At 54.1% G+C, this 5,064-nt stretch carries 6 protein-coding genes; 1 reads left to right on the forward strand and 5 read right to left on the reverse strand.

Annotated features, from left to right (window positions below; genetic code table 11):
- Nucleotides 1–125: 125 nt before the first annotated feature.
- From holA to KDK14_RS21740, 5 genes are all read right to left on the reverse strand, one after another.
- On the reverse strand, nucleotides 126–1,175 hold the full coding sequence (gene holA / locus KDK14_RS10695) for a DNA polymerase III subunit delta (protein ID WP_257265096.1): 1,050 nt from the start codon (nucleotides 1,173–1,175) through the stop codon (nucleotides 126–128).
- On the reverse strand, nucleotides 1,172–1,822 hold the full coding sequence (locus KDK14_RS10700) for a hypothetical protein (RefSeq protein WP_257265097.1): 651 nt from the start codon (nucleotides 1,820–1,822) through the stop codon (nucleotides 1,172–1,174). The genes holA and KDK14_RS10700 overlap by 4 nt, the downstream gene beginning before the upstream one ends.
- A gap of 127 nt (nucleotides 1,823–1,949) precedes the next feature.
- A complete protein-coding gene (katG, locus tag KDK14_RS10705; protein ID WP_257265098.1) occupies nucleotides 1,950–4,115 on the reverse strand; it encodes a catalase/peroxidase HPI in 2,166 nt (721 codons plus the stop codon).
- Nucleotides 4,116–4,135: 20 nt separating this feature from the next.
- On the reverse strand, nucleotides 4,136–4,432 hold the full coding sequence (locus tag KDK14_RS10710; protein ID WP_257265100.1) for a hypothetical protein: 297 nt from the start codon (nucleotides 4,430–4,432) through the stop codon (nucleotides 4,136–4,138).
- Complete coding sequence (locus tag KDK14_RS21740; protein WP_373691062.1) at nucleotides 4,407–4,742, reverse strand: C2H2-type zinc finger protein; 336 nt, start codon at nucleotides 4,740–4,742, stop codon at nucleotides 4,407–4,409. The genes KDK14_RS10710 and KDK14_RS21740 overlap by 26 nt, the downstream gene beginning before the upstream one ends.
- Between KDK14_RS21740 and KDK14_RS10715 the strand changes: the two genes are divergently transcribed.
- Nucleotides 4,635–5,039 (forward strand): hypothetical protein, encoded by a 405-nt coding sequence (locus KDK14_RS10715; protein WP_257265101.1) that lies wholly within the window; start codon nucleotides 4,635–4,637, stop codon nucleotides 5,037–5,039. The genes KDK14_RS21740 and KDK14_RS10715 overlap by 108 nt on opposite strands.
- The last annotated feature ends 25 nt before the right edge of the window (nucleotides 5,040–5,064 follow it).

Below are 5,064 nucleotides of genomic sequence, written 5' to 3' on the forward strand. Positions count from 1 at the left end.
TAAGGGGAAAACCGCGCTCGGGCATGAGCGTCTCGCAGGAGGAATCCCACTGCTTTAGCCGTGGGAGGATGTCAAGACGTTTGATACAACGGGCAGGTGTCCAAACTTCAAATCCCTTGCTGGCTTCAGGTAATCACCTCTATGGGGGGCAAGCCTGCCAGATTGAGGGTCAGGGTAAGCATCTGATCCCAAACGTTACCTTTCTCCAGCCCTTTGATACAGCGATCAATCTTGCCTGTATACAGTAGCATCTGACGCAGGTTGCGCTCGCTGCTTCGGCGAATGGCCTGGCTCAGTAATGACGTCCTGCGCTTTAGCATGTATGGTACGAACCCCAGCACTTTCGCCGATTGCTCAACCGCCAGATCCCTTGCTATCCCCCGGGATAGCTGTCGGCTGAGATGGCTGAGCAGGCGTATCTCTCGGGCCAGTGCCCAGAGAATGATGGTCGGCTCGGTGCCTTCACCCTTGAGAATGCCCAGGATGCGCACACACTGTTTGATATTGCCTTCCAGGGCGCTATCCAGCAGTTGATACACATCATATCGCGCATGGTCCGACACGGCTTCTTGTACGGTAGCTGCATCAATGGTTTTGTCCCTGGCCAAAAGCTTGAGCTTTTCCAGTTCCTGGGATGCGGCCAGAAGATTCCCTTCCACTCGCTCGGCAATCAGGCTCAGGGCATCCCCGGTTGCCCGGTAGCCATCCACCTTGAGCTGTTGATTAAGCCAGCCGGGTAACTGCCGGGATTCGATTGGCCAGATGGGAATAAATACGCCGACCTTTTCCAGCGCCTTGAACCATTTTGATTTCTGCACGGTGTTATCCAGGCGGTCGGTGATCATCAGTAGCAGATTGTCCGGTGAAGGGTGGCTGATGTACTCCAGCAGTGCTTCGCTGCCAGCACTTCCGGGTTTGCCACCGGGTATTCGCAACTCAAGAATTTGCTTCTGGGCAAACAGGGACAAGCTGTTTGCCGTGGTGAGAAAATCCCCCCAGTCAAAGCCTTTTTCCACATGATAAACATGGCGCTCACCAAACCCGCTGTCCCTGGCATATTGGCGGATCTGGTCACCGCACTGGGCAACCTGAAACGGTTCATCACCGCTGACGATGTAGACAGGCATCAGCTGTGTCTGCAGCTGGGCTCTGAGTTGGTCAATACGTAGCTTCAAGGTTGGCGGTTCCGGTTCGATTCGCTGGTTTCCCCCGGCGCTGTTGCCGCAGCCCTGGCTTTTGCTGCTGCGTCTGAGAGTTCAGCGCCGGACAGGTTATGAATCCGGCGCAGGGTTGTGGATACCAGCTCCTGCTGAAGCTCGTACAGGATAATCGATTGTTCTGATTCCGCCGCATTCGGCGCATCCTGGTCCTGTGTGATGTAGCGCTCACGGGTTAACTGAACCGCAGGGAACAGGGGCAGGCCGGAGGAAGTCTGTAACTGGTAGACCACATGCATGGCAATTCTCTGCTCAAAATAGCCGGCACTGGCAACGGTCTGCTGATCGGTATCCCGTGTAACGCGGATAATATTGATGCGCCATGGAGCCGCGTCGCTGAGGTCGATACCACTGCGTTCCAGGGCCCTGGAGAGGTAGCGTATATAGACAGGGTCATTGCCGGTGACGGACAGTTGGCTGATCTCACTGGCAGAACTTATTTTTCCTCTCAGATGGAAGCCACAGGCAGTTAGCAGGCTGGTTAACAGCAGCAGAGTCAACAAGCTCACTGAACGATAGGGGTAGGCCATGATCTCTCCACCAGGGATGCAGTGTTCAAATTCAGTACCCCTGAAGCCCGGCAGATTGCTGGTGTGTATCTTCATGGGGAGGACAATCTTTTCGACCTGCAACTCTACCATGACTGTGGTGAGCAGAAAAAAGGAAAATTGGCCATAAAAAAACACGCCGCAATCAATGCGGCGTGTATGGGGTTATGGCGGTGTGTTTCGATCAAGCCAGGTCAAAGCGATCCGCATTCATCACCTTGGTCCAGGCGGCGACAAAGTCACGGACGAATTTTTCCTGGTTATCGTCCTGGGCATACACTTCGGCGTAGGCGCGCAGAATGGAGTTGGAACCAAATACCAGGTCAACCCGGGTAGCGGTCCACTTCACCGTATCGGTCTTGCGGTCGCGGATCTCATAGAGACCATCTGCAGCCGGCTTCCAGGTGTAGTTCATGTCCACCAGGTTGACGAAGAAGTCTGTGGTTAACTGACCTTCGCGATCGGTGAAGACACCGTGTTTGCTGCCACCATGGTTGGTACCCAGAACCCGCATACCGCCAACCAGTGCGGTCATTTCGTGGGCGGTGAGTCCCATTAATTGGGCACGGTCCAGTAGCATCTCTTCCGCTGCCACGGCGTAATCCCTCTTCAGCCAGTTGCGGAAGCCATCGTGCACAGGCTCAAGCACTTCGAAGGACTTGACATCGGTCTGCTCCAGCGTCGCATCGCCACGGCCAGCGGCGAAAGGCACCTTGACGTCAAAACCCGCTGCCTTGATAGAGGCTTCCAGACCAACGTTACCGGCCAGGACAATCACGTCTGCCACGCTGGCACCGGTTTCGGCGGCAATGGGTTCCAGTACCGCCAGTACTTTTTCCAGGCGCCTGGGTTCGTTGCCTTCCCAATCCTTCTGGAAATCCAGGCGGATACGGGCACCGTTGGCACCACCGCGCTTATCGGAGCCACGGAACGTACGGGCGCTGTCCCAGGCTGTGGTGATCAGGTCACTGTTGCCCAGACCGCTGGCGGCAATCCTGGCCTTGAGGGCAGCCACATCGTAATCGGTCTTGCCAGCAGGGACCGGGTCTTGCCAGATCAGTGATTCCTGCGGTGCATCCGGGCCGATGTAGCGGGATTTTGGTCCCATATCCCGATGGGTCAGCTTGAACCAGGCGCGGGCAAACACATCAGAGAAGTAGGCGTGGTCGTCACGGAAACGTTTGGAAATCTTGCGATATTCCGGATCCACCTTCAGCGCCATGTCCGCATCGGTCATGATGGGGTTGTAGCGGATGGATGGGTCTTCCACATCCACAGGCTTGTCTTCTTCGGCAATGTTAACAGGCTCATATTGCCAGGCACCGGCCGGGCTCTTCTTCAGTTCCCAGTCGTATTTGAACAGCAGGTGAAAGTAGCCGTTATCCCACTGGGTCGGGTTGGTGCTCCAGGCACCTTCAATACCGGAAGTGACGGTATTGCGGCCAATACCCCGGCTGGTTTTGTTCAGCCAGCCAAGGCCCTGGTCTTCCAGCTCAGCACCTTCGGGGGCTTCACCGAGTAACTCCGCCTTGCCGTTACCGTGACATTTGCCAATGGTATGGCCACCGGCGGCCAGGGCGACGGTCTCTTCATCGTTCATGGCCATACGCTCAAAGGTGACGCGCATGTCCCGGGCGGTTTTCAGCGGATCTGGGTTACCATCCACACCTTCCGGGTTGACGTAAATCAGACCCATCATTACTGCGGCCAATGGGTTTTCCAGGTCGCGCATGCCGGAGTAGCGGCCACCTTCTTCGGTGCTGGGCTGCAGCCACTCTTTTTCCGAGCCCCAATAGGTATCTTTTTCCGGGTGCCAGATATCTTCCCGACCAAATGCGAAGCCAAAGGTTTTCAGCCCCATGGATTCATAGGCGACAGTGCCAGCATAAGCCATCAGGTCAGCCCAGCTCAGTTTGTTGCCGTACTTTTTCTTGATCGGCCACAATAGACGACGGGCTTTGTCCAGGTTGGCGTTATCGGGCCAGGAGTTCAATGGGGCAAAGCGCAGGTTGCCGGTACCGGCACCGCCACGGCCATCGGCAACACGGTAACTACCGGCAGCATGCCAGGACATACGCACCATCAGGCCGCCGTAGTGTCCCCAGTCGGCAGGCCACCACTCTTGCGAGTTGGTCATCAGGTCTTTCAGGTCTTGTTTCAGCCCGGCAAAGTCAAGGGTTTTTACCGCTTCCTGATAGTTAAACTCCGCTGCCATCGGGTCGGTTTTTTGGTCATGCTGATGCAGGATGTCCAGGTTCAGTGTTTTCGGCCACCAGTCAACATTTGACTTGCCGCTCTCTGTAACCGCACCGTGCATAACAGGGCATTTTCCAGAGTGAGGATTATTCATTGTCAAGCTCTTCTTGTGGGTTATTTCGGCGGGATTATCTGTTGTTCCGCGTGTTTGGCGGTTTGATCTGTGTCAATATTTTCTTTTTTTGGTGGTATTTTTCGAGGTTTCAAGGTTGCCTTTGTCGGGTTTTTACTTTTTTTGTAGTTCTCGCCCAAAAATACATCAGGCAACCATAATAAAACTGTACGCACGTTGTAAAAAATCTGTTTGCTCTTTCCAAAGCGGCCAATAAAACCATGACGTTGATGCTCCCGGATAACCGACAGCTCTCTGATATCTTTGATCGCTCTAATGGGGCTCCAGTAGAGGCTCAACAGGTTTTACCATTTGCCTGGCGACAGTGACCAGATTTCCTGACGGTTCGATTGATAATCGTTGAGCCTGTTTGAGCAAATGGCTTTCGGAATTGAAGTGCCTATTTAGAGAACTTTTCATTGGAAAGCTCATTTTGCACACCTTACACTTATATGGCCTCTCGCCGGTGTGGGTGCGGGAATGCTTTATCAGGTGGTTGGATTGACTGAAGCTCTTTTTGCACACCATACACTTATAGGGCCTCTCCCCGGTGTGGGTGCGGGTGTGGTTTTTCAGGTGATTGGATTGATTGAAGCTCTTATCGCACACCTGACACTTAAAGGGCCTAACGCCGGAGTGGGTGCGGGAATGAATTATCAGGTGATTGGGTTGATTGAAGCTCTTTTCGCACACCCGACACTTAAAGGGCCTCTCGCCGGTGTGGATGCGGGTGTGGTTTTTCAGGTGAGTGTAATTAATGAAACCCTTTTCGCACACCTCACACTTATAGGGCTTCTCGCCGGTGTGGGTGCGGGTGTGTCTAGCCAGATTCTCCTTTCGAGCAAAGATCTTCTTGCATTCACCACACTGAAAAGACTTCTTGACAGTGGGCAAGACCTTTGCTGAATTTTCTGTCTGAGCATCCGGTTCA

This window comes from Endozoicomonas sp. ONNA2 (genome assembly GCF_024606365.1).
Lineage (GTDB): Bacteria > Pseudomonadota > Gammaproteobacteria > Pseudomonadales > Endozoicomonadaceae > Endozoicomonas.

Bases quoted from the DNA above. Each gene is read 5' to 3' on its own strand.
- KDK14_RS10700 (WP_257265097.1), bottom strand. From the start codon at position 1,822: ATGAAGATACACACCAGCAATCTGCCGGGCTTCAGGGGTACTGAATTT.
- katG (WP_257265098.1), bottom strand. From the start codon at position 4,115: ATGAATAATCCTCACTCTGGAAAATGCCCTGTTATGCACGGTGCGGTT.